This is a genomic window from Pseudoxanthomonas sp. 68-E7, from assembly GCF_057773145.1.
Genome location: NZ_JBYMTI010000003.1, coordinates 480,997 through 503,131, shown reverse-complemented (window position 1 = coordinate 503,131; position 22,135 = coordinate 480,997). Strand labels below are relative to the sequence as shown.

21 protein-coding genes are annotated in these 22,135 nt (G+C 69.5%); 14 read left to right on the top strand and 7 right to left on the bottom strand.

All coding sequences use genetic code 11. The annotated features are described in order from the left end of the window. Positions 1–23: 23 nt before the first annotated feature. The 4 genes from AC3DE2_RS10355 to AC3DE2_RS10340 are packed head-to-tail and all read right to left on the bottom strand — an operon-like array spanning position 24 to position 4,426. Complete coding sequence (locus tag AC3DE2_RS10355) at positions 24–1,202, bottom strand: DUF4350 domain-containing protein (RefSeq protein ID WP_295375096.1); 1,179 nt, start codon at positions 1,200–1,202, stop codon at positions 24–26. Further along, a complete protein-coding gene (locus AC3DE2_RS10350; protein WP_488426092.1) occupies positions 1,199–2,761 on the bottom strand; it encodes a DUF4129 domain-containing protein in 1,563 nt (520 codons plus the stop codon). Before AC3DE2_RS10350 ends, AC3DE2_RS10355 begins: the two co-directional genes overlap by 4 nt. Continuing rightward, the gene (locus AC3DE2_RS10345) at positions 2,751–3,746 is read right to left on the bottom strand and encodes a stage II sporulation protein M (protein ID WP_488426090.1); all 996 of its coding nucleotides are present in this window, start codon (positions 3,744–3,746) and stop codon (positions 2,751–2,753) included. The genes AC3DE2_RS10350 and AC3DE2_RS10345 overlap by 11 nt, the downstream gene beginning before the upstream one ends. Beyond that, positions 3,743–4,426: an RDD family protein gene (locus AC3DE2_RS10340; protein WP_295375104.1), complete on the bottom strand. Its 684-nt coding sequence runs from the start codon at positions 4,424–4,426 to the stop codon at positions 3,743–3,745. The genes AC3DE2_RS10345 and AC3DE2_RS10340 overlap by 4 nt, the downstream gene beginning before the upstream one ends. 163 nt (positions 4,427–4,589) lie before the next feature. Between AC3DE2_RS10340 and AC3DE2_RS10335 the strand changes: the two genes are divergently transcribed. Then, a complete protein-coding gene (locus AC3DE2_RS10335; protein ID WP_295375106.1) occupies positions 4,590–4,856 on the top strand; it encodes a YkgJ family cysteine cluster protein in 267 nt (88 codons plus the stop codon). A gap of 16 nt (positions 4,857–4,872) precedes the next feature. Here AC3DE2_RS10335 and AC3DE2_RS10330 read toward each other — a convergent pair whose 3' ends face one another. Both AC3DE2_RS10330 and AC3DE2_RS10325 read right to left on the bottom strand, forming a co-directional pair. Then, entirely contained in the window at positions 4,873–5,781 is a 909-nt protein-coding gene (locus AC3DE2_RS10330; RefSeq protein WP_295375109.1) for a DUF2167 domain-containing protein, read from the bottom strand. Between the two features lie 156 nt (positions 5,782–5,937). Next, positions 5,938–6,480, bottom strand: a complete 543-nt coding sequence (locus AC3DE2_RS10325; RefSeq protein WP_488426089.1) for a gamma carbonic anhydrase family protein — start codon at positions 6,478–6,480, stop codon at positions 5,938–5,940. A gap of 49 nt (positions 6,481–6,529) precedes the next feature. On the opposite strand from AC3DE2_RS10325, the gene AC3DE2_RS10320 reads away from it, so the two are divergent. From AC3DE2_RS10320 to xth, 3 genes are all read left to right on the top strand, one after another. Continuing rightward, positions 6,530–7,939 carry a coniferyl aldehyde dehydrogenase gene (locus AC3DE2_RS10320; RefSeq protein WP_295375113.1) on the top strand — a complete coding sequence of 470 codons (1,410 nt, stop codon included), beginning with the start codon at positions 6,530–6,532 and terminating at the stop codon, positions 7,937–7,939. 523 nt (positions 7,940–8,462) lie between these two features. Beyond that, positions 8,463–10,019: an MFS transporter gene (locus AC3DE2_RS10315; protein WP_488426088.1), complete on the top strand. Its 1,557-nt coding sequence runs from the start codon at positions 8,463–8,465 to the stop codon at positions 10,017–10,019. Positions 10,020–10,086: 67 nt separating this feature from the next. Continuing rightward, the gene (gene xth, locus AC3DE2_RS10310; RefSeq protein WP_488426087.1) at positions 10,087–10,857 is read left to right on the top strand and encodes an exodeoxyribonuclease III; all 771 of its coding nucleotides are present in this window, start codon (positions 10,087–10,089) and stop codon (positions 10,855–10,857) included. 128 nt (positions 10,858–10,985) lie between these two features. Here xth and AC3DE2_RS10305 read toward each other — a convergent pair whose 3' ends face one another. After that, positions 10,986–11,243, bottom strand: a complete 258-nt coding sequence (locus AC3DE2_RS10305; RefSeq protein ID WP_295378654.1) for a GlsB/YeaQ/YmgE family stress response membrane protein — start codon at positions 11,241–11,243, stop codon at positions 10,986–10,988. 173 nt (positions 11,244–11,416) lie between these two features. Between AC3DE2_RS10305 and AC3DE2_RS10300 the strand changes: the two genes are divergently transcribed. From AC3DE2_RS10300 to AC3DE2_RS10255, 10 genes are all read left to right on the top strand, one after another. Continuing rightward, complete coding sequence (locus tag AC3DE2_RS10300) at positions 11,417–12,025, top strand: 4'-phosphopantetheinyl transferase family protein (RefSeq protein WP_488426085.1); 609 nt, start codon at positions 11,417–11,419, stop codon at positions 12,023–12,025. 28 nt (positions 12,026–12,053) lie between these two features. After that, positions 12,054–12,701 carry a 16S rRNA (guanine(527)-N(7))-methyltransferase RsmG gene (gene rsmG, locus AC3DE2_RS10295; protein ID WP_488426084.1) on the top strand — a complete coding sequence of 216 codons (648 nt, stop codon included), beginning with the start codon at positions 12,054–12,056 and terminating at the stop codon, positions 12,699–12,701. A 168-nt stretch (positions 12,702–12,869) separates the two neighbouring features. Then, complete coding sequence (locus AC3DE2_RS10290; protein ID WP_295378649.1) at positions 12,870–13,667, top strand: ParA family protein; 798 nt, start codon at positions 12,870–12,872, stop codon at positions 13,665–13,667. Next, positions 13,667–14,566 (top strand): ParB/RepB/Spo0J family partition protein, encoded by a 900-nt coding sequence (locus tag AC3DE2_RS10285; protein WP_295378647.1) that lies wholly within the window; start codon positions 13,667–13,669, stop codon positions 14,564–14,566. Before AC3DE2_RS10290 ends, AC3DE2_RS10285 begins: the two co-directional genes overlap by 1 nt. Before the next feature lie 82 nt (positions 14,567–14,648). Further along, on the top strand, positions 14,649–15,374 hold the full coding sequence (locus AC3DE2_RS10280; protein WP_295378646.1) for a glycosyltransferase family 2 protein: 726 nt from the start codon (positions 14,649–14,651) through the stop codon (positions 15,372–15,374). Position 15,375: 1 nt separating this feature from the next. Continuing rightward, on the top strand, positions 15,376–15,717 hold the full coding sequence (locus AC3DE2_RS10275) for a lipid-A-disaccharide synthase N-terminal domain-containing protein (protein WP_295378643.1): 342 nt from the start codon (positions 15,376–15,378) through the stop codon (positions 15,715–15,717). A gap of 161 nt (positions 15,718–15,878) precedes the next feature. Further along, the gene (locus AC3DE2_RS10270; RefSeq protein ID WP_488426083.1) at positions 15,879–16,265 is read left to right on the top strand and encodes a hypothetical protein; all 387 of its coding nucleotides are present in this window, start codon (positions 15,879–15,881) and stop codon (positions 16,263–16,265) included. 57 nt (positions 16,266–16,322) lie between these two features. Further along, complete coding sequence (locus AC3DE2_RS10265) at positions 16,323–17,594, top strand: TolC family protein (RefSeq protein WP_488426081.1); 1,272 nt, start codon at positions 16,323–16,325, stop codon at positions 17,592–17,594. Continuing rightward, the gene (locus AC3DE2_RS10260; RefSeq protein WP_488426080.1) at positions 17,591–18,856 is read left to right on the top strand and encodes an efflux RND transporter periplasmic adaptor subunit; all 1,266 of its coding nucleotides are present in this window, start codon (positions 17,591–17,593) and stop codon (positions 18,854–18,856) included. Before AC3DE2_RS10265 ends, AC3DE2_RS10260 begins: the two co-directional genes overlap by 4 nt. A 10-nt stretch (positions 18,857–18,866) precedes the next feature. After that, on the top strand, positions 18,867–22,058 hold the full coding sequence (locus AC3DE2_RS10255) for an efflux RND transporter permease subunit (RefSeq protein WP_488426079.1): 3,192 nt from the start codon (positions 18,867–18,869) through the stop codon (positions 22,056–22,058). Positions 22,059–22,135 lie beyond the last annotated feature (77 nt).

Genomic DNA, 22,135 nt, shown 5'->3' with positions numbered 1-22,135 from the left:
GGCGAGGGCGGCAGTGGAATCGCTCATAGTCGGTTTCTCAACTGGATCAAGGTGGAAATTCGGTCGCGGAAGCCGGCCTTGTCGTGCGTGGACGGCGTCTGCAGGGCGGTGCGCACGGTATCGGCCGGCACGCCGAGGCGTTCGGCCAGCGCTTCGACCTGGGCGTCGCCGGCCAGCGCCGCGGCCACCGGATCGCGGCGGCGCAGGCGGGCCAGGAACGCCTGGCGGGCGGCGGTGTAGAGCAGTACGCCGCGGCCGTAGCGGAACAGGTGATCGCCACTGGCGCGCACGTGCTCCAGCAGCGAGCGGCGATCCATCGGCGGCGCGGGCAGCGCCGGGCCGAACGGTTGCATGCGCGACCACAGCCACGCCAGCAGCGCGATCAGCAGCGGCGCCCACACCATCCAGCCACGGAACAGGATCGTGCGCAGCAGCGACGGCATGTCGGCGGCATAGATCAGGTGCATGGTGCCGGCGCCGTAGTTGGGGGCCAGCACCTGCCGCGCCAGCGCCTGGTGCGGCGCATCGCGCAGGCCGCCCTGCGGGCGCTTGAGCGGATCCCCGAACGGGTTGCCGGACTGGCCCTGGTTGACCAGGAAATCGAAATCGGCCAGCACGTCGACATGGCCCTCGCCATGCGCCAGGCGGGCATAGACATAGCCGGCGTCCAGATCGCCCCAGGCCAGCTCGGGTTCCACGTCGTGCAGGCGGAACCGGCGTCCGCGGCAGAATTCCACGTGCGGGCGCTGGCCCTCGACCTGGAAATCGGCGCAATCGTTCTGATCCTGGGTCTCCACGCCCAGGTGCGCGAACAGCAGCGGATCCGGACTGCCGTCCCAGACCCGCCGCGGCGGCGTCCGCACCAGCAGGTGGCCGCCCTGTTCGACCCAGTCCAGCAGCCGTTCGGTCTGCAACGCGTCCAGGCCGCTGGACTCGTTGAACAGCAGCACGGTATCGCGCGGTCCCGGCGGATGGGCGTCCAGCGCGAGCCGCTGCCGCGACTGCGCCTTGACCCCGTCGGCCTCCAGGGTCTTGCGCAACGCGTACAGCGGGTTGTACGCCGCCTCGCCGCTGGGCGGCAGGTACAGGGTCTGTTCGACCCGGTGATAGTTGCGCTGGAACCAGTGGATGCCGGCGGCGATCAGCAGGCCGCCCAGCACGGTCAGCCCGACGATGAGGGCGATCCGGGTCGGGCGCGTCATGCCAGCCACCCGCCGCGCGCCTGCATCTGCCCGAGCAGGGATTCGAACTCGGCTTCCTCCGGCAGGCGCTGCGCATAGGCGGCGTATTGCCAGACCCGGACGACGCGCGCGAACAGCTGCCGGTCCTCCGCCTGCGCCATCCTCCGCGACAGCCGCAGGCATTCGGCCTCGGTGGCGCCGGGCGGCAGTTCCACCTGCGCCCGCCGTCCCATTGCCTGCACGCCGGCGCGGTACACCAGCGCCAGCGCGTCGCGCGCGCGTCCCTCCCGCCACAACCGGCGCGCGACGGCGGCCACGTCATCGGGCAGGACGTCCGGCACGATCGTCGGCTCGTGGCGGGTGCCGGCATCGAACGCCGCCGCCCGGCCTCCTCCCTTTCCACGCATCCACGGCAGCCAGTAACGCGCGGTCAACAGCAACCCGAGCACCAGCAACCCGGCCAGGATCCACAGGCCCCATTCGGCGAGGAAGGCGAACATCGCCACCACGCCCTGCAACCATCCCGCTTGCGGCGTGTTTCTTTCCGGCCTGGGGGCGTCCTTGTCGATGCGTTCCCACTGCTTCTGCACCACGGTGCGGTTGAGCGACGGGTCGCGATAGGCCTGTTCGCTGGCGCGGCGGAAACCACGCTCGTCGACCCGCTGCTTGCCGAACACTTCCGGCAGGGTTGGCGCCTTCGGCACCTCGTCGCCATCGGCCGACTCGTGCGACACCGGCTCCTCGGGCGCATCTTGCGCCCGCGCGGGCGCGGACACGGCCATTCCCAGGATCGCGAACATGACGAGCAGCGCCGACGCGCCCCTGGCAAGCCGGCCACGCAGTTTGCGGAACACGATTTCCACGTCCCAGGCTTCCAGCTGGGTGCGCCGGTTGAGGTACAGGCCGAACCCCGCGCCGACGAAGAACGGTTCGATCACCGACACCGCCATCCACGCCATCGCGTTGAGCCCGATCTTCACCCACACCGGCGATTGTTCGGCGATCAGCGTCCAGGTCGTGCGCAGGGTTTCCGGCAGCAGATCCAGCGGGGTGAACATCAGGATGCCGGCGATGCCGCCCAGGAACAGCGCGCCTTCGAAATGCAGGCAGACCAAGGTCAGCAATGCCGCGTTGCCGTAGATCGCGCCGCCCAGCACCCGCCGGCGCTCGCGCAGTCGCTGGCCCTGCACGCCTTCCAGCAGATCCACCGGCAGGTACAGCGAGCGCACCGGACTGAAGCGGCGCCAGGTCAGGTAGTGCAGCATCGGCCTCCAGCCCCAGCTCGCCTGCGCGCGCACGGTCTCGCGCACTCCGGGCACCGCGCCGAACACCGCGCGCGAGGCGACATACAGCGGAATGCGATCGAACACCGGCTTGAGCCACCACATCAGCACGCCGGCCAGGCCGATCAGGTCCAGCGCCCAGCCGGCCGCGTTGAGCAGCGCGAACACCGGCAGGGTCACCAGCAGCCAGGGCTTCCAGATCATGGCCGCGTGCCGGCGCACCAGCGCCATGCCCAGTTCCATCGCCTCCCAGGAAGAGCGCGCGCGCAACTGGACGGTGAGCTCTTCAAGCCTCATCGGTGCTCCCCCGGCCGCCGCGCCACAGCCATACCAGCACCAGCGTCCACAGGCTCGCCGAAACGCCGTACTTCACCGAATCGGGAATCGACTGGATCGAGGACCAGAACGCCTCGATGAAGGCCGCGATGAAGAACATCAGCGCCGCGCCCAGGCAGATCCGCGCGCCTTTCCAGCCGGCTTCGACCAGCGCGTCGACGCGCCGGCGCCGCCCCGGCGCGAGCAGGTTGTAGCCCAGCCGCAGGCCGGCGCCGCCGGTGATGACGATCGCGGTCAGCTCGAACGGCGCATGGCCGGCGACGAAGCGCCACAGCGGATCCGCCGAACCGATCTGCTGCAGATGGCCGAACGAGGCACCGATGTCCACGCCGTTGAAGATCAGGACGTAGATCGGCCCCAGGCAACCCAGCAGGCCGCTGGCGAACACGCGCAGGCCAATGCTGGTGTTGTTCATGATGTAGACGCCGAACATGTACCAGTCGCTGCCCGAGTCGCGTCCCAGCCGGTGGCGGGGATCGCCGGGATCGAACATCCGCTCCATCGAGGCGATCTCTTCCGGCGCCTTGATCCCGTGGATCAGCTCCGGCTGGTATTGCAGCAGCACGAACAGGATCACCATCGGCAGCGCGAACAGCGCCATGGCGATCCACATGCACGCCGCCTCGCTGCGCACCAGCCGCGGGAAATCGGCCAGCACGAACACCAGCGCGCGCCGCCAGCGCGGCGGCGGCGTGCGGTACAGCAGGTTGTGGCCGCGCTGCATCAGCTGTTGCAGGCGATCGGTGATCTGCGGGCTGTAGCCGCGCTTGCGCGCCAGCGCCAACTGCTCGCAGATGCGCCGATAGCGCGCCGGCACGTCCTCGTCGGCCAGGTCGACGCGATGGCGCGCATCGCGCGCCTGTCCCGGTTCCCCGCGCAGATCCAGCCATTGTTCGAACGCCAGCCATTCGCGCTGGTGGCGGGCGACGAACTGCTCCTGCCTCATCGACGCCCCACCAGCCAGTTGGCCATGCCATACAGGCGCAGTACGCCGGGTTGGCCCTGCGCCTGGGTCAGCGGCGCGACGATGTCGGCCAGTTCGGCCTGGCGCGCCGGCGTCAGCAGCGGCGCGCGCTCGCCGAAGGCGACGATCGCGGCCTGCTCGTCCGGCTGCAGGCCCGGCGGCACGGGCACCACCACGTTGGCCGGCGCCGGCACGGATTCGCGCGCGTCGTCCACGTGCACCACCACGGTCCGCGCCACCATGTCACCGAGGCGGCGACCATGCGGATCGGCCAGGCTGGTGACCAGTCCCGCCATGTAACCGAACGGCAGCATGTCGACGGTGCGCAGCAGGTTGCGGGTGATCGCGGCCAGCCAGCCCACCGGCGCGCCATCGGCCGACACCACCCGCAGGCCCATCGCGCGCTTGCCGATGGTCTGCCCGTTCCAGAATGCCTCCAGGGCGATCGGATAGATCCAGTACACGACGAACATCAGCACCATCGACAGGCCCTGGCCCATCTTGCCCATCAGGCCGAGCACGGTGCCGACCACGAACAGGATGCCCAGCCGCACCGCCAGATCGATCGACCATGCCACGGCGCGGGGCACCGGCCCGGACGCGGGCAGGTGCAGGGCCACGCCTTCGGGCGTGATCACCTCGCGATAGGTATCCAGTCTCACTTCATCACCCGATGCCGGTCCGTGGCACGGCGCCGGCGATGCGCCGTCCTGGCGAAGTCTGCGTGTTGCGCGCCATGCGCGATCCCGTGTCCGTGTGTTCCGTCCGTCGCGACTTTAGCCGCCGCCGCCACGCTTGCCCAGCCCGCGCCGCTACACTGCGGGCATGTCATCGTCCTTCCCTTGCCGTGCGGGCTGCGCCGCCTGCTGCACGGCTCCATCGATCGCCTCGCCCATTCCCGGCATGCCCGCCGGCAAGCCGGCGGGCGTTCCCTGCGTGCAACTGGACGAAGCCCTGCGCTGCCGCCTGTTCGGGCGCCCGGAACGCCCGCGCTTCTGCGCCTCGCTCAGGCCCGGGCCGGAGATGTGCGGCCACAACCGCCAGGAGGCCATGGCCTACCTGGACGCGCTGGAGCGGGCCACCCGGCCCTGAGCCCGAACGACGCATCTCAACTGACGGTCGGTTTCTCTTTCTTGCCGCCGAACACGCGCTTCAGGCCCGCGCCGATCGCGACCACGCCGATCAGCAGCAGCTTCCAGAACTTGGCCAGCACCAGGCCAATCTTGGCGAACAGCCCGGCCTTGGCCGCCAGGCCGCCGCCGACCAGCGCCGCCAGGCCATAGCTGGCGACCTTGTCGGTGGAGGCATTGAAGTCGGCGTAGCGCGCGCCACTGTCGAACTCGGTCATCGGCAGCAGGTCCTGCATGCCTTTCTGCACCTGCGCCAGCTCGGACATGCCGGCCACCGCGTTGAGGCTGAGATAACCATGCCGGCCCAGCACGCGGATGTCGTAGTTCAACGTGTGCTCCGTGTTGCCGTCGAACGACAGTTCCTTGGCCCAGTACAGCTTCTTGGCCGAACCGTCGTAGCGCGGCGGCACCGCCCAGCCGACCAGATCCACGGTGCCGTAGCCGGCTTCCTTGCGCGCGCTGTTCTCCTCGCGCGTGGAGTCCTTCATTTCGGTCAGCATTTCGTCGTAATCGATCTTGGCCGCGTCCTCGTCGGAGACATAGCCTTCGTCCGAATAGGTGACCACGACCGCCCAGCTGTCATCGGCCAGCAGATCCGGCTTGCGCGGCACGATCAGGCCCAGCACCGACTCGTCCGGCGGGTTGCCCCACAGGTCTTCCAGCACGCGGCGGGCGTCGGCCTGTTCCAGGTAGCGGAACTCCGGCTTCAGCTGGAAGCGCGCGTGCGCCTTCGGCACCGCGATATCGCCCTCCCGGAACTTCAATCCCGCGACAAACGCCTCGGCGCTCTTCGGGCCCGCGTCTTCCCCGCCTTCCTGCGCCACCGCCGGCGTTCCCCACGCCAGCACCGCGGCGGCCAGCAGGCCACCGAACCATGGTTTCAGCATTTTTCTTCCCCGTTGATGGACAGATCCCTGTCCCACGCCAGTGTTGCCGGTGCGCCGGCGGCAGGCAAGCCCCGGGACATCGGCAAACAGGTCCTGCCGGTTCCAGGCATGCCAGGCCGCAATCGCGGCAAAGCTCTCGACCGTGGAACGGAAGCGTCAGCCCCCGGCGGCTTGCAGGTACTGATCCTTCAGCCGCACGTAGTGGGCGGCCGAGTAATGCAGGCTCTCGATTTCCCTGTCACTGAGCTTGCGGGCGAAACGGGCCGGATTGCCCAGCCAGAGTTCGCCCTCGCCGACGACCTTGCCCGGACCGACCACCGCGCCGGCGCCGACGAAGCCATGTTTCTTCACCGTGGCTCCGTCCAGGATGCAGGCGCCCATGCCGATCAGGCACAGGTCCTCGATGGTGCAGGCATGAATGATGGTGCCGTGGCCGACGGTGACGTCCGCGCCAATCAGGGTCGGATACCCGGCCCGGTTGTACGGGCTGTGGTGGCTGACGTGGATGATGGTGCCGTCCTGCACGTTGGTGCGGGCACCGATGCGGATATGGTTGACGTCGCCGCGGATGATCGTGCCCGGCCACACCGACACATCCTCCGCCAGCACCACGTCGCCGATCACGGTGGCCGCGGGATCCACGTAGACGCGCGGGCCAAGGGCGGGAAAACGGTCAAGATAGGGGCGGATAGCGGTCATGTCGCCATTGTAGCGACCATACGCCCGCGTCCGGGCCTACACTGCGGCCATGGACACTCCCGCCGATACGCCCCAGACCGAGCTCCGTCCCACCCTCGATCGCCTGCGCGCGGCCTGGCAGGCGCGGCGGCCCGACCTTGCCCAGCGGCAGTCGGACCTGCAGCGCCTGCGCGATGCGCTCAAGCGCCGGCTGGACGAGATGGCCCGCACCATCGCCGCCGATTTCGGCCATCGCTCGCTGCACGAGAGCCGCATCGCCGACGGCATGACCGTGCTCAACGAGATCGACCACCTGCTCAAGCACCTGCGCCGCTGGATGATGCCGCACCGGGTCGGGGTGGGCTGGCGGTTCTGGCCGGCGCGCGCGGAGATCCGGCCCGAACCGGTCGGCGTGGTTGGCGTGATCGCGCCCTGGAACTATCCGGTCAACCTGGCCCTGATTCCGTTGGCCACCGCGATCGCCGCCGGCAACCATGTCTATCTGAAGCCCTCGGAACACACGCCACGCACCACGGAATTCCTGCGCGACCTGCTGGCCGAAGTGTTCCCGCCCGATCGCGTGTCGGTCGCCAGCGGCGGTCCGGAGATCGCGTCCGCCTTCGCCGGCCTGCCGTTCGACCATCTGGTGTTCACCGGCTCGACCGCGGTCGGTCGCAAGGTGATGGCCGCCGCCGCGCCGCAGTTGACCCCGCTGACCCTGGAACTGGGCGGCAAGTCGCCGGCCATCGTCTGCGACGACTATCCGCTGGATCAGGCCGCCGCGCGGCTGGCGACCGGCAAGTGGTTCAATGGCGGCCAGACCTGCATCGCGCCGGACTACGTGCTGGTCGCCGCGCATCGCCGCGATGGGCTGGTGGAAGCGCTGCGCAGGCAGGTGAAGGCGCGCTACGGCGATCTGCGGAACCCGGGCGACTACACCCGGATCATCAACGACGGCCAGTTCGCCCGCCTGCGTGGCTATCGCGAGGACGCGCAGGCGCGCGGCCTGACGGTGATTCCGCTGGCCGGCGCCGAGGATCCGCAGGAGCGGCTGTTCCCGCCGACCCTGGTGCTGGATCCGGGCGATGACGCCAGGGTGATGCAGGACGAGATCTTCGGCCCGATCCTGCCGATCCGTTCGGTCGATTCGCTGGACGAGGCCATCGCCTACGTCAACGCGCACGATCGCCCACTGGCGCTGTACCCGTTCAGCAACGACCGCAACCGGATCGAGAAGATCCTGCGCAACACGCTGGCCGGCGGCGTCACCGTCAACGACACCGTGCTGCACTTCGGCATCAACGATCTGCCGTTCGGCGGCATCGGTCCCAGCGGCATGGGCGCCTACCATGGCAAGGCCGGCTTCGACGCCTTCAGCAAGGCGTTGCCGATCCTCTGGCAAAGCCGTCGCGCCGGCAGCGACATGCTCAAGCCGCCCTACGCCAAGGTCGCGCGTTTCATCGACTTCATCGTCCGGTAGGCGGACGGACCGGCGAAGCCGCATTCCCCGGAACCGGCTTCGTCCCGCGGCAGGGCCATTGCGGCCCGATACCGCGAACCAGAATCCCGTCATTCCGGCGAACGCCGGAATCCATTGGCTCTTTTATTCCCGACCGCATCAAGGACCGGAGCCCATGGGTCCCCGCCTGCGCTGGGACGACGGCAGTTGCGGCGGTCTTCGTGAGCATGCGGGGGCGGGAACACCATGGCGAGTCCCCGGATGCTTCCGTCGCAAGCGCAAACCGAAGCCTCGTCATTCCGGCGAACGCCGGAATCCATTGGCTCTCCATGTTCCCGACCGCATCAAGGGCCGGAGCACATGGGTCCCCGCCTGCGCTGGGACGACGGCGGACGACAGGGCCGGCGGGGGCATGGCGGTGGCGCCTTGGCGGGGCAGCGCCCATGCGCCACGGATGACCGGCCGCGATACGCTGGCCCGCCGGTGTGTCGAAAACCGTCACGCTGGCACGTCTTAGTCAGGTCACCCCCGCACAGGACCGCCCATGACCTCCCCGATGTCCCCCAAGGCCACCCGCCGCGAATGGATCGGCCTGGCCGCCATCGCCCTGCCCTGCATGGTCTACGCGATGGACCTGACCGTGCTCAACCTGGCGCTGCCGGCCATCAGTGCCGATCTCAATCCCTCATCCTCGCAGTTGCTGTGGATCGTCGACATCTACGGTTTCCTGGTGGCCGGCTTCCTGATCACCATGGGCACCCTGGGCGACCGCATCGGCCGGCGGCGCCTGCTGTTGATCGGCGCGGCCGCGTTCGCCGCCGCCTCGGTCATCGCGGCGTTCTCGCGCAGCGCGGAAATGCTGATCGCGATGCGCGCGCTGCTGGGCGTGGCCGGCGCCACCCTGGCGCCCTCGACCATGTCGCTGATACGCAACATGTTCCATGACGAACACGAGCGCCAGTTCGCGATCGGTGTGTGGATCGCCAGCTTCTCGGTCGGTGGCGCAATCGGACCGCTGGTCGGCGGACTGCTGCTGGAATGGTTCTGGTGGGGCGCGGCCTTCCTCGCCGCGGTGCCGGTGATGGTGCTGCTGTTGCTGCTGGGGCCGAAGCTGTTGCCCGAATACCGCGATCCCGATGCCGGACGGCTGGATCCCGCCAGCATGGCGCAGTCGCTGCTGGGCGTGCTGGCGGTGGTGTACGGACTCAAGCGGATCGCCGAATACGGCGCCGATGCGCGTGGCCTGCTGGTACTGGCGGTCGGCCTGGTACTGGGCGTGCTGTTCGTGCGCCGCCAGCGCCACCTGGACTACCCGTTCCTCGATGTCACCCTGTTCCATCGTCCCGCCTTCAGCGCCGCGATCGTCGCCTACGCGCTGGCGGGCCTGTCGATGATGGGCGTGTACATTTTCATGACCCAGTACCTGCAGCTGGTTCTCGGCCTGTCGCCGCTGGAGGCAGGGCTGGCCACCGTTCCCTGGTCACTCTGTTTCACCGTGGGTTCGCTGCTGGCCCCGCGCCTGGCCCGTCACTGGGGCGCACGGCGGGTGATGGTGCGCGGCCTGCTGGTGGCCTCGGTCGGTTTCGGCATCACCGCGCTGGTGGTGCCGCCGCATGGGCTTTGGATCCTGATCGCCGGCATGCTGGCGATGAGCGTCGGCCTGGCGCCGGTGTTCACCGTGGGCAACGAATTGATCATCACCACCGCGCCGCCGGAACGCGCCGGCGCGGCCTCCGCGTTGGCCGAAACCAGCGCCGAACTGAGCGGGGCCTTGGGTATCGCATTGCTCGGAAGCGCCGGCATGGCGCTGTACCGCTTCTGGCTGGAACCGGCATTGCCCGCCGATCTCGCCCACGCCGCCGCCGGGCACGCGCTGTCCACGCTCGGCGGCGCCATCGCCACCGCCGAGGCACTGCCGGCCGGCCAGGCTGTCGCGATCGAAACCACCGCGCGTACCGCCTTCACCGACGCGATGCGGCTGGTCGCGGTGTTCGGCGGAAGCATGATGCTGCTGGCGGCCTGGATGGCATCGCACCTGATGCGCGACGGCGAGGGCGAAGGCCATGTCGCCCGCGTTGCCAACGAAGCACCGGGCGCCTGAGCCCGGCGGCTGACTTACACTGACGTCCTTCCGGCGCCCCGGGGCGCCACGATCACGGATGCACGGAATGAAAATCGCCAGCTGGAACGTCAACTCGCTCAATGTGCGCCAGCCGCACCTGGAGCAATGGCTGGGCGCGTTCTCGCCGGACGTGGTGGGCCTGCAGGAAACCAAGCTGGAGGATCACCGCTTCCCGGACACCGCGCTGGCCGGGCTGGGCTACCGCAGCATCTTCGCCGGCCAGAAGACCTACAACGGCGTGGCGATCCTGTCGCGGGTGCCGGCCACCGAAGTGCAGGTCGGCATTCCCGGGTTCGAGGACGAGCAGAAGCGGGTGATCGCGGCGACGGTCGGCGACGTCCGCATCGTCAACCTGTACGTCGTCAACGGCCAGGACGTGGGCACCGACAAGTACGCCTACAAGCTGCGCTGGCTGGACGCGGTGCACGGCTGGCTGGCCGCCGAACTGCAGCGGCACCCGAAGATGATCGTGATGGGCGACTTCAACATCGCCCCGGACGAACGCGACGTATACGACCCCAAGGTCTGGGGCGACGACCACATCCTGACCTCGGTGGCCGAGCGCGACGCGTTGCGGCGGCTGAACGCGCTCGGCCTGCACGACGCCTTCCGCCTGCACAACGACGAAGCCGGCGTCTACAGCTGGTGGGATTACCGGATGGGCGGGCTGCGCCGCAACCTCGGCCTGCGCATCGATCTGACCCTGGTGTCGGACGCGCTGCGCGGCCAGGCGGCGGCCTCGGGCATCGACCGCGAGCCACGCACCTGGGAACGCCCCAGCGACCACGCGCCGGCCTGGGTACACCTGGCCGGCTGATTTCCCCGCCGGCATCGCGGAATGAACAAAGGCCCGACGCGCGCGCGCCGGGCCTTTGTGATGCCACGGACCTTGGGTGCGTCTCGAATCAGCGCACGCGGCCGCAGCGAAACCGGATCATCGCGGCGTCAGCGTGCGCGCCCCCGGGTGAACAGGTTGACGATCAGCAGCAGCACCACCGCGCCGATGAAGGCGGTGACCAGGAATCCGATCCAGCCTCCCCCCAGGCCCAGGCCCAGTGCCGGCAGCAGCCAGCCACCCAGGAAGCCGCCGATGATGCCGACGACGATGTTGAGGATGACGCCCTGCGAACCATCGCGTCTCATCACGATGCTGGCCAGCCAGCCCGCGATGCCACCGACGATCAGATAGATGAGAAAATTCATTCTGCCTGTCTCCTTCCGTTGTGGACTCGGTCCCGAACCCATGGGGGTATTCGGATTAAGCGGTCGCCGCCGTGAAACCACTGTCAAGCCGGCCAGGGGGAATGGCATCCTTGCGCCGCGGTGATATCGCGAATCGCGCCGCGATGCACGCTGCCCCGCACCACCGGACGACCATGCCCGACCTTCCCTCCATCGCCGAGCCCCCGTCCCACCTCGCCTGGCGATTCGGGCGATTCCAGGTATGGCTGCGTCCGCACGCGCCGCGCACGCGCGGCGAACCCTCGGCGCGGCAAGTGCTGGCCGACGCGCTGGCGCAACCGGCCGATGCCCTGCCGATCCGGCGCGATGCGCGCGGCAAGCCGCACCTGGATGCGCCTTTCAGCGATCAGGCGATCAGCTGGAGCCACAGCGGCGAGGTGTTGCTGGTCGCGCTCGGTCCGGCGCGGGATCTGGGCGTGGACGTGGAACGCCATCGCGAACGCCCGCGGATGATGGAGATCGCGCAGCGCTTCTTCCATCCCAGTGAACTGGACTGGCTGCGCGCGCAGGACGACGCAACGCGCACCGGCGCGTTCGTGCGCCTGTGGTGCGCCAAGGAGGCGCTGCTGAAGGCGCATGGCCATGGCGTTTCCTTCGGCCTGGAAAAGCTGGTGTTCGGCGAACGCGAAGCCGGCCTGCAGCTGATCGACTGCGATCCCGCGCTGGGCACTCCGGCCGAGTGGCGGCTGCACGAATGGGAACCCCTGCCCGGGCATCGCGGCGCGTTGGCCTGGCGGACCTGAGCCCCGGCGTTCGGGGATAATGCCGGTGATGAATGCCTCGACGCTTCCCCCCGGCCTGGACGCACGACTGCGCCAGGGCCTGACCGAACTGGGCCTGGACGCCAATGCCCTGGCGCCGCCGCTGCTCGACTACCTGGCGCTGCTGCACCGCTGGAACCGCACCTACAACCTCACCGCCATCCGCGATCCCGCCGAGATGGTGACCCGGCACCTGCTGGACTCGCTGGCCATGCACGCGTTCGTGGCGCAGGGCGCCCTCGCCGACCTGGGCACCGGCCCGGGCCTGCCGGGGATTCCGCTGGCGATCGCCCATCCCGGCCTGCGGGTGACCCTGGTCGAAAGCAACGGCAAGAAGGCCCGCTTCATGCGCGAAGCGGTGCGCCAGCTGGGACTGGGCAATGCCCGGGTGGCGGAATCGCGCGCCGAGGGCCTGGACGAGCCGGCCGCGTACGACAACCTCACCGCGCGCGCCATGGATACCCTGGCCGGCATCGTCGGCGTCGGCGGGCACCTGCTCAAACCCGGCGGCAGCCTGCTGGCGATGAAGGGCGTGCGCCCGGACGAGGAAATCGCCGCGCTGCCGCCCGGCTGGTCGGCCGAGGCCATCCATCCGCTGCGGGTCCCCGGGCTGACCGGCGAACGCCATCTGGTGATCGTGCGCAAGGCGGCGTCCTGAACACGCGCCGCGATCCTTCATAAGCGTTTGATATCGTTGGTCGGGGCCACGGCATGAGCGCCGTCCCGCGGCATCACCGCGCGGCGCGCCCGGTCGCGTGAGTTCGCAGGACCGGTCCGGACCCCGCATAATCCCCCATCCACCCCGTGTCCCGAGGCGACCACCCGCATGGCCCGCATCATCGCGATCGCCAACCAGAAAGGCGGCGTCGGCAAGACCACCACCGCCGTCAACCTGGCCGCCGCGCTGGCACGCGCGCCACAGCGCGTGCTGCTGGTGGATCTGGACGCCCAGGGCAACGCCACCATGGGCAGCGGCGTGGACAAGCGCGAGCTGGAGAATTCCACCTGCGACGTGCTGTTGCAGGAAGTCGAGGCGCGCGCGGCGATCGTCACCACCCAGGAAGGCTTCGACCTGCTTCCCGGCAACATCGATCTGACCGCCGCCGAGATCCAGCTGATGGAGATCGACGGCCGCGAGATGCGCCTGAAATCCGCGCTGGAACCGGTCCGCGGCGACTACGATTTCATCATCATCGACTGCCCGCCGGCGCTGTCGCTGCTCACCCTCAACGCACTGACCGCCGCCGATTCGGTGCTGGTGCCGATGCAGTGCGAGTACTACGCGCTGGAAGGCCTGAGCGCGCTGGTGGAGACCATCGAAGCGCTGAAGGCGCGGCTCAATCCGGCGCTGGAGATCGAGGGCGTGCTGCGCACCATGTTCGACGTGCGCAACAACCTGGCCAACGCCGTGTCGGCGGAACTGACCCAGCATTTCGGCGATCGCGTGTTCCGCACCATCGTGCCGCGCAACGTCCGCCTGGCCGAGGCGCCCAGCCATGGCCAGAGCATCGTCGGCTACGACCGCACCTCGCGCGGCGGCGTCGCCTACCTGGGCCTGGCCGGGGAAATCATCCGCCGCCAGAGCGAACGCAAGAAGCAAGAAAAGAGGATGGAGTACGCCTGATGAGCGCGTCGAAGAAACGCGGCCTGGGCCGTGGACTGGAAGCCCTGCTGGGTCCCAAGGCCGCCGAAACCCCGCCGCCGGAGGCCCAGCCGGGCGAGGCGCTGCGGACCCTGCCGGTCGGCCAGCTGCAACCGGGCAAGTACCAGCCGCGCATGGCGATGGATCCGGCCAAGCTCAACGAACTGGCCGAGTCGATCAAGGCGCAGGGCGTGATCCAGCCGATCGTCGTGCGCGAACTGTCGCCCGGTCGCTTCGAAATCGTCGCCGGCGAACGCCGCTGGCGCGCCTCGCAGGAAGCCGGCTTGGCCGAAGTGCCGGTGGTCGTGCGCGAACTGGACGATCGCACCGTCATCGCGATGGCGCTGATCGAGAACATCCAGCGCGAGGATCTCAACCCGCTGGAAGAAGCGCAGTCGCTGCAACGCCTGATCAACGAATTCGCGCTGACCCACGCCGAGGCCGCCGAAGCGGTCGGCCGTTCGCGCGCGGCGGTGTCCAACCTGCTGCGCCTGCTGGAACTGCCGCCGGCGATCCGCGCGCTGCTGGAAGCGCGCCGGTTGGAAATGGGCCATGCCCGCGCGCTGCTGACGCTGTCCCCGGAACTGGCCAGCAAGCTGGCCTCCGAGGCCGCCGACCAGGGCTGGTCGGTGCGCGAGGTCGAACACCGCGCCCAGCAGTTCGCCGCCGGCAAGGTGCCGGTGGTCGGCCGCAAGGCCAAGCCGGGCAAGGCCGCCCCGCAACCGGACATCGCCTCGCTGGAAACCGAGCTGTCCGAAAGCCTGGGCACCCGGGTCACCATCGCCCACGGGCGCGGCGGCAAGGGCAAGCTGATCATCCAGTACACCGATCTCGACACCCTGGACGGCGTGCTGGAGAAGCTGCGCGGTCCGCGCGGCTGAGCAACGGGCGCGCCCCGAGCGGCGGCGCGCCGGCAACCCGTACCCGCCCCGGATTCAGCCCGTGGCGGCAGAATAGGCGTCCATGACCTCCAGCCCCGTCCTTTCCGTCGTCGTCCCGGTCTTCAACGAACGCGACAACGTCACCCCGCTGATCGACGAGATCACCGCCGCCCTGCGCGGGCAGGTGGATTTCGAGATCGTCTACGTCGACGACCATTCCCGCGACGACACCCTGGCCGTGCTGCAGGGCCTGAAGGCGCGGGTGCCGGAACTGCGGGTCCTGCAGCACGTCCAGCAGAGCGGCCAGAGCACCGCCATCCGCACCGGCGTGAAAGCCGCGCGCGGCGCCTGGATCGCCACCCTCGACGGCGACGGCCAGAACGATCCGGCCGACATCCCCAAGCTGATCGCCGCGCGCGACGGCGGCGAGGCGCAGACCAAGCTGTATGCCGGCTGGCGGGTCAACCGCCAGGACAGCGGCAGCAAGCGCTGGGCCAGCAAATGGGCCAATGCGATCCGCTCGCGCATGCTGCGCGACGAGACCCCGGACACCGGCTGCGGCATCAAGCTGTTCGAGCGCGACGCCTTCCTCGACCTGCCTTATTTCGACCACATGCACCGCTACCTGCCCGCGCTGATGCAGCGCGCCGGCTGGAAGACGATCAGCGTGCCGGTCAACCACCGCCATCGCACCACCGGCGTGTCCAAGTACAACAACCTCAATCGCGCGCTGGTCGGCATCACCGATCTGCGCGGCGTCGCCTGGCTGATCAAGCGCGCCAAGCGCACGGCGGTACGGGAGCTCTGAAGTGGAAGTGCATTGGCTCAACCAGCCGATCGAGGCGCTGTACTGGACCGGCCTGCACGTCACCGGCTGGAAGCTGATCGGCTACACCGGCGCGCTGATGTTCGGTGGCCGCTGGCTGGTCCAGTTCATCGCCTCCAAGCGCGCGGGCAAGCCGGTCATCCCTCGGCTGTTCTGGTACATGAGCGTGCTGGGCAGCCTGATGACGCTCAGCTACTTCCTGTTCTCGGCCAAGCAGGACTCGGTCGGCGTGCTGCAGAACCTGTTCCCGGCCTTCACCGCCCTGTACAGCCTGTACCTGGACATCAGGCACCGCGGCTGGCACCGCGACAAGGCCAGCCACTGAGGCGGGCGAAGCGTCGCCGGACCCGACGTTAGCGGGCGCGTCGCTTTTCTCCCCCTTCGCAGAAGGGGGACCGAGGGGATTCACTCTTCCGCGCCAAACCCGCCCCATTCACCTGCCTGCGATTGTGTAACGCCCCGCCGGGCCGCTAGCCTGTGCGACCCATGCCTCTGCTCCGTCGCCTCCGCCGCCCCACCCTGATGCGCCTGCTGGCGCTGTGCGTGCTGCTGCTGGGCGTGGTCGCGCAACCGGTGATGGCCTCGGTCGGCGGCATCCACGAACTCGGCCACGGCGGCGGCCTGCATTCGCATGCGCAGGCACCGGCGCATGCCGATGAAGACGGGGGTGATGACGATGGGTCGGGCAAGGGCACCGGCCTGCTGCATGCCCTGATGCATGCCATGCACTGTTGCGGCCATGCCCCGGCGATGCCCGCGGCTACCGCGGCCTGGCAGCCAATCGCACCACCGGACACGATGTCGTTCCTGCACGGCGTCCCCGCGCCCACCCATCGCAGCGACAAGCTGCTGCGTCCACCGATCGCGATCTGAGGCCTTGCCCGGCGTCGGCCGGGTTTCGTTCGTCCTCGATCCTTTCGGAGAATTTCCATGTGGTTGCGTCTGGCGGCAGTGGCCGCCTTCGCGGCCGTGTCCGCCTTACCCGTGCGGGCACAGTCGCCTGTTGTCCTTTCCCTGGACGATGCGTTCACGCGCGTCGCCCGGACCCATCCCGACCTGCGCCTCGTCGACGGCCAGCAACGCGTGCTCGCGGCCGAGGTCGAGATCGCCGCGCTGCGACCGGGCCTCACCGCCGGCGCATCGGTCGAAAACGCGCTCGGCACCGGCGACATCAGCGGTTTCGGCGGCGCCGAGATCAGCCTGACCCTGGCCGGCGTGCTGGAACGCGGCGGCAAGTGGGATGCCCGCCGCGCGCTGGCGCAGAGCCGCATCGATGCACTGGCGGTCCAGCGCGAAACCCGCCGGCTGGATCTGCTGGCCGAGGTGGCGCGTCGTTACCTGGCCATCACCGCGGCCCAGCGCCAGCGCGCGGTGGCGCTGGACGACATCGAGCAGCGCACCCGCACCGTCGCCGCCGCGCGCCAGCGACTGGCCGCCGGCGCCTCGCCGGAATCGGTGCTGCTGACCGCCCAGGCCGCGTTGACCCGCGCGGAACTGGAGCGCGATCGCGCCGATCGCCTGCTGGCGTCCGCGCGGCAGCATCTGGCCGCGCTGTGGGGCGAGCGCGATCCGGGCTTCGAAACCGTGGCCGGCAATCCGCTGGCGCTGCCGGCGGTGGCCGACTTCGGCGAGTTGGCCGCGTTGCTGGACAGCACGCCGGAACTGGCCCGCTTCGCCGACGAGCGCCGCATCCGCGAAGCACGCGTGCAACTGGCGCGCAGCGAGCGCAGCGCGAATGTCGATTGGCAGTTCGGCGTTCGCCGCCTGCAGGAAAACGGCGATACCGGCCTGATGGCCAGCGTCGCGATTCCGCTGGGCGGTGCGCGCCGCGCCGCGCCCGGCATCCGCGCGGCCGAGGCGGAACTGGCGCTGGTGGAAGTGGAGCGCGAGGCCGAAGGGCTGGCGCTGTACTCCACCCTGGCCGACGCGCATGGCCGCTACCGCACCGCGCAGTTCGAAGTGCAGCGCCTGCAGGACGCCGTGCTGCCGAAGCTGGCCAAGGCCGAACGCGCGGCCGAGCGCGCCTATCGCGCCGGCGCCATCAGTTACCTGGAATGGGCGCAGTTGCAGACCGAACGCATCGCGTCCCGGCGCCAGCAACTGGAAGTCGCCCTCGACGCCCAGCGCGCGCTGATCGAAATCCAGCGCCTGACCGGCCGCGCCTTCGTGGCCGCCGCCCCCGCACAAGGAACCACGCCATGACGTTTCGCCATCACACCACGCGGTGGTTGCCGCCGTTGTTGCTGACCCTCGCCCTGGCCGCCTGCGGCGGCAAGAACGAAGAAGCCCACGATCACGAGGCCGGCGAGCATGCCGGCGAGGAAACCGAAGCACGCACCGGCCAGCATGGCGGCCGCCTGCTGGAAAAGGACGGCGTGACGGTGGAACTGGCGATCGCCGAGGACGGCACGCCACCGAAGTTCCAGGCGTGGCTGTATCGCGACGGCAAACCCTTGCCGGCAAGCGCCGGCGGCGTCGAGGTGCGGCTCAAGCGCCTCGGCGGCGGCGGCGAAAGCCATCGCCTGCAGCCGCAGGCCGACGGCAGCCTGCTCGGCACGGCCGAAGTGGTGGAACCGCATTCCTTCGACGTCGAGGTGCTGGCGCAGGTCAACGGCAACGCGCTGCGCTGGGCCTATCCGAGCTACGAGGGCCGCACCGAAATCGCCGCGCCCATCGCCCGGCAGACCGGCATCCGGGTCGCGCCGGTCGGCCCCGGCATCATCGCCGACGAACACGAAGTGCAGGGCCTGCTGACGCCGGTGGAAGGCCGCGTGGCCAAGGTCGCCGCGCGCTTCCCCGGCCCGGTGCGCCGGCTTTCCGCCAATGTCGGCGATCAGGTCCGCGCCGGCCAGGCGCTGGCTTCCGTCGAGAGCAATCTCAGCCTGACCACCTACACGATCAGCACGCCGATCAGTGGCGTGGTGCTGGCGCGCAACGCCGAGGTCGGTTCGGTGGCCGCCGAGGGCACCCCGCTGTTCGAAGTGGCCGACCTCTCCACCCTGTGGGTGGATCTGCACGTGTTCGGCTTCGACGCGCAGCACATCCGCGCCGGCGCACCGGTCACCCTCACCCGCATCAGCGACGGCGCGCAAGCCGAGACCACGCTGGAACGGGTGCTGCCCGGCACCGCCACCGCCAGCCAGAGCACGGTCGCGCGCGCGACCATCGCCAATGCCGATGGCCAATGGCGGCCGGGTTCGGCGATCACCGCGCGCATCACCGTGGATCGGCAGCCCGCCGCGCTGGTGGTGCCGGTGGCGGCCTTGCAGACGTTCCGCGAGAACGATGCGGTGTTCGTGCGGGTCGGCGACACTTACGAGGTGCGCCCGGTCAAGCTCGGCAAGCGCGATGCCCAGCGAGTCGAGATCCTGTCCGGGCTGAAGGCCGGTGATCAGGTCGTGGTCGAACAGAGCTACGTGGTGAAGGCGGACATCGAGAAGTCCGGCGCTTCCCACGAACACTGAGGACCCGGCCATGCTCGAGAAAATCATCCGCTTCGCCATCGCGCACCGATGGCTGATGCTGGCGCTCACCCTCGCGCTGATCGGCGTGGGTGCGTGGAGCTTCCGCCAGCTGCCGATCGACGCCACCCCCGACATCACCAACGTGCAGGTGCAGATCAACACCGAAGCCTCCGGCTACTCGCCGCTGGAATCGGAACAGCGCGTCACCTTCCCGATCGAGACCGCGCTGTCCGGCCTGGCGGGGATGGACCACACCCGCTCCATCTCGCGCTACGGCCTGTCGCAGGTGACGGTGGTGTTCGACGACGGCGTCGATCTGTACTTCGCCCGCCAGCAGGTCGCCGAACGGTTGCAGCAGGTCAAGTCGCAACTGCCGCCCGGACTGGAGCCGGAACTGGGGCCGGTCACCACCGGCATGGGCGAGATCTTCATGTACACGGTCGACGCCAGGCCGGACGCGCGCAAGCCGGACGGCGGCAAATGGACCGCCACCGACCTGCGCACCCTGCAGGACTGGGTGATCAAGCCGCAGCTGCGAAATACCCGCGGCGTCACCGAAGTCAACACCATCGGTGGCTATGCGCGGCAGATCCACATCACCCCGGATCCGGCGCGACTGGTCGCACTGGGGTTCACCCTGCGCGACGTGGTCGACGCGGTCGCCGCCAACAACCAGAACGTCGGCGCCGGCTACATCGAGCGCAATGGCCAGCAGTACCTGGTGCGCGCGCCGGGCCAGGTCGCGGATCTGGATGGCATCCGCGACATCGTGCTGGATCGGCGCGAGGGCGTGCCGATCCGGGTGCGCGACGTGGCCGAGGTCGGCGAGGGTCCGGAACTGCGCAACGGCGCCGCCACCCAGGACGGACACGAAGTGGTGCTGGGCACGGTGTTCATGCTGATCGGTTCCAACAGCCGCGACGTCGCCCAGGCCGCCGCCGCGCGCCTGGCCGAGGCCAATCGCAGCCTGCCGCCGGGCGTGTCGGCCAACCCGGTCTACGACCGCACCGTGCTGGTGGATCGCACCATCCAGACCGTGGCCAAGAACCTGGTCGAGGGCGCGTTGCTGGTGATCGTGGTGCTGTTCCTGCTGCTGGGCAATTTCCGCGCGGCGCTGATCACCGCGGCGGTGATTCCGCTGGCGATGCTGTTCACCCTCACCGGCATGGTCCGCGGCGGGGTTTCCGGCAACCTGATGAGCCTGGGCGCGCTCGACTTCGGCCTGATCGTCGACGGCGCGGTCATCATCATCGAGAACTGCCTGCGCCGATTCGGCGAGTTGCAGCACCAACTGGGCCGCGTGTTGAACGAGGAGGAGCGGCTGGACACCACCGCCTCGGCGACCGCGGAGGTGATCCGTCCCAGCCTGTTCGGCCTGGGCATCATCACCGCCGTGTACCTGCCGATCTTCGCCCTCACCGGCGTGGAAGGAAAAATGTTCCATCCGATGGCGATCACGGTGGTGCTGGCGCTGACCGGCGCGATGCTGCTGTCGCTGACCTTCGTGCCCGCTTCGATCGCGCTGTTCCTGCGCGGCCGGGTGGAGGAGAAGGACACCCGGTTGATGCAGTGGGCGCGCCGCGCCTATGCGCCGGCCCTGGACTGGGCGCTGCGCCGGCGCGGCTGGGTACTCGGGGGCGCGGTCGCCCTGCTGGTCGTGTGCGGATTGCTGGCGACCCGGCTGGGGTCCGAATTCATCCCCAGCCTGGACGAAGGCGACATCGCCCTGCACGCCATGCGCATTCCCGGCACCAGCCTGGAGCAGGCGCTGAAGATGCAGGCGACCCTGGAAGCGCGCATCAAGCGGTTCCCGGAAGTCGAACGCGTGTTCGGCAAGCTGGGCACCGCCGAAGTGGCCACCGATCCGATGCCGCCGTCGGTGGCCGACACCTTCCTGATGCTCAAGCCGCGCGATCAGTGGCCGGATCCGCGCAAGCCCAAGGCGCAGCTGGTCGCCGAGATCGAGGCCGCGGTGAAGCAGCTGCCCGGCAACAACTACGAGTTCACCCAGCCGATCCAGATGCGCATGAACGAGCTGATCTCCGGCGTCCGCGCGGACGTGGCGATCAAGCTCTACGGCGACGATCTGGACCGGCTGGTGGAGATCGGCCGGAGCATCGAGGCGGTGGCGCGGGCCGTGCCGGGCGCGGCGGACGTCAAGCTGGAACAGACCACCGGCCTGCCGCTGTTGACCATCACCCCGGATCGACGCGCGCTGGCCCGTTATGGCCTCAACCCCGGCGTGGTGCAGGAAACGGTGGCGACCGCGGTCGGTGGCGAGGTGGCCGGCCAGTTGTTCGAGGGCGATCGCCGATTCGACATCGTCATCCGCCTGCCGGAACGCCTGCGCCAGGATCCGGCCGCGTTGCAGGACCTGCCGATTCCACTGCCCGGCGACGCCAACGCCGACGAATCCAGCCGCGAAATGGGCGGGTTCGCCGACGCGCCCAGGACGGTGCCGCTGCGCGAGGTGGCCAAGATCGACAGCACCCTGGGACCGAACCAGATCAACCGCGAGAACGGCAAGCGCCGGGTAGTGGTGACGGCGAATGTCCGTGGCCGCGACCTGGGCGGTTTCGTCTCCGAGCTGCAGCAACGGGTCGGCAGCGAGGTGAAGGTGCCGGCCGGGTACTGGATCGATTATGGCGGCACGTTCGAGCAGCTGATTTCGGCCACCCAGCGGCTGGCGGTGGTGGTGCCGGTGACCCTGGCCCTGATCTTCGCCCTGCTGTTCTGGGCGTTCGGCTCGGTCCGCGACGCCGCCATCGTGTTCAGCGGGGTGCCGCTGGCGCTGACCGGCGGCGTGGTCGCCCTGGCCCTGCGCGGGATTCCGCTATCCATCTCGGCCGGGGTCGGCTTCATCGCCCTGTCCGGCGTGGCGGTCCTGAACGGATTGGTGATGATCGCCTTCATCCGCCGCCTGCGGGAACAGGGAGATCCGCTCGACGAGGCCGTGGCGGACGGCGCCCTGGGCCGGCTGCGGCCGGTGCTGATGACCGCCCTGGTGGCCTCGCTGGGCTTCCTGCCCATGGCCTTCAACGTCGGCGCCGGCTCCGAGGTCCAGCGCCCGCTGGCGACCGTGGTCATCGGCGGCATCGTCTCCTCGACCCTGCTGACCCTGCTGGTGCTGCCGGTGCTGTACCGCTGGTTGCACGGCCGCAAGGCCCCGGCCGGGTCCCCGGAGGCCCTGCCGGCGGCCTGAACCGGCCGGTTCCGGGGGCGGCGGGCGCCGCCTCCGGGCCCGTTTGGGGGCTAAGTGCTTGCAGGCAAAGGGAAAGC

Bases quoted from the DNA above. Each gene is read 5' to 3' on its own strand.
- AC3DE2_RS10285 (WP_295378647.1), top strand. From the start codon at position 13,667: ATGAGCGCGTCGAAGAAACGCGGCCTGGGCCGTGGACTGGAAGCCCTG.
- AC3DE2_RS10315 (WP_488426088.1), top strand. From the start codon at position 8,463: ATGACCTCCCCGATGTCCCCCAAGGCCACCCGCCGCGAATGGATCGGC.
- AC3DE2_RS10290 (WP_295378649.1), top strand. From the start codon at position 12,870: ATGGCCCGCATCATCGCGATCGCCAACCAGAAAGGCGGCGTCGGCAAG.
- AC3DE2_RS10270 (WP_488426083.1), top strand. From the start codon at position 15,879: ATGCCTCTGCTCCGTCGCCTCCGCCGCCCCACCCTGATGCGCCTGCTG.
- xth (WP_488426087.1), top strand. From the start codon at position 10,087: ATGAAAATCGCCAGCTGGAACGTCAACTCGCTCAATGTGCGCCAGCCG.
- AC3DE2_RS10260 (WP_488426080.1), top strand. From the start codon at position 17,591: ATGACGTTTCGCCATCACACCACGCGGTGGTTGCCGCCGTTGTTGCTG.
- AC3DE2_RS10325 (WP_488426089.1), bottom strand. From the start codon at position 6,480: ATGACCGCTATCCGCCCCTATCTTGACCGTTTTCCCGCCCTTGGCCCG.
- AC3DE2_RS10320 (WP_295375113.1), top strand. From the start codon at position 6,530: ATGGACACTCCCGCCGATACGCCCCAGACCGAGCTCCGTCCCACCCTC.
- AC3DE2_RS10330 (WP_295375109.1), bottom strand. From the start codon at position 5,781: ATGCTGAAACCATGGTTCGGTGGCCTGCTGGCCGCCGCGGTGCTGGCG.
- AC3DE2_RS10350 (WP_488426092.1), bottom strand. From the start codon at position 2,761: ATGAGGCTTGAAGAGCTCACCGTCCAGTTGCGCGCGCGCTCTTCCTGG.
- rsmG (WP_488426084.1), top strand. From the start codon at position 12,054: ATGAATGCCTCGACGCTTCCCCCCGGCCTGGACGCACGACTGCGCCAG.
- AC3DE2_RS10265 (WP_488426081.1), top strand. From the start codon at position 16,323: ATGTGGTTGCGTCTGGCGGCAGTGGCCGCCTTCGCGGCCGTGTCCGCC.
- AC3DE2_RS10355 (WP_295375096.1), bottom strand. From the start codon at position 1,202: ATGACGCGCCCGACCCGGATCGCCCTCATCGTCGGGCTGACCGTGCTG.
- AC3DE2_RS10280 (WP_295378646.1), top strand. From the start codon at position 14,649: ATGACCTCCAGCCCCGTCCTTTCCGTCGTCGTCCCGGTCTTCAACGAA.
- AC3DE2_RS10335 (WP_295375106.1), top strand. From the start codon at position 4,590: ATGTCATCGTCCTTCCCTTGCCGTGCGGGCTGCGCCGCCTGCTGCACG.
- AC3DE2_RS10345 (WP_488426090.1), bottom strand. From the start codon at position 3,746: ATGAGGCAGGAGCAGTTCGTCGCCCGCCACCAGCGCGAATGGCTGGCG.
- AC3DE2_RS10255 (WP_488426079.1), top strand. From the start codon at position 18,867: ATGCTCGAGAAAATCATCCGCTTCGCCATCGCGCACCGATGGCTGATG.
- AC3DE2_RS10305 (WP_295378654.1), bottom strand. From the start codon at position 11,243: ATGAATTTTCTCATCTATCTGATCGTCGGTGGCATCGCGGGCTGGCTG.
- AC3DE2_RS10300 (WP_488426085.1), top strand. From the start codon at position 11,417: ATGCCCGACCTTCCCTCCATCGCCGAGCCCCCGTCCCACCTCGCCTGG.